The organism is Klebsiella sp. HN106, from assembly GCF_051209435.1.
Classification (GTDB): domain Bacteria; phylum Pseudomonadota; class Gammaproteobacteria; order Enterobacterales; family Enterobacteriaceae; genus Klebsiella; species Klebsiella oxytoca.
Genome location: NZ_JBLURD010000097.1, coordinates 1 through 509, shown reverse-complemented (window position 1 = coordinate 509; position 509 = coordinate 1). Strand labels below are relative to the sequence as shown.

The following is a 509-nucleotide window of genomic DNA, read 5'->3' as shown; positions in this document are numbered from 1 at the left end:
GGTCAGTAAGGCGTGCGGATGAAGAATATGGTGTTCATAGACGCCGGAAATCTTTTCGGCGCGGGTCTGCTTGGGAATGCCGTACAGAATGTTCAGCGCGGCCTGAACCGCCCAACAGACGAACAGCGTCGAAGTGACGTGATCCTTGGCCCACTCCAGTACCTGTTTGATCTGCGGCCAGTAAGCAACATCGTTAAACTCAACCAGGCCTAAAGGAGCCCCGGTAACAATCAGGCCGTCAAAGTTCTGATCGCAGATCTCATCGAAATTACAGTAAAAGTTATTCAGATGCTCCGCAGGGGTATTACGCGACTCGCGCGCATCGATACGCAATAACTGGATATCCACCTGCAGCGGAGAGTTTGATAGCAGACGCAGGAACTGGTTTTCCGTCTCGATTTTCTTCGGCATCAGGTTGAGGATTAACACCTTCAGGGGGCGGATTTCCTGAGTCGTTGCACGTGTTGTCGTCATTACGAAGACGTTTTCATTGCGCAAGAAATTGACGG

General features: G+C 51.3%; 1 protein-coding gene. It reads right to left on the bottom strand.

Features of this window, described 5'->3' with window-relative positions:
* Positions 1-509 (bottom strand): homoserine O-succinyltransferase (locus tag ACSIPU_RS30520; protein WP_435322478.1); only part of this gene is annotated, 509 nt, incomplete at both ends.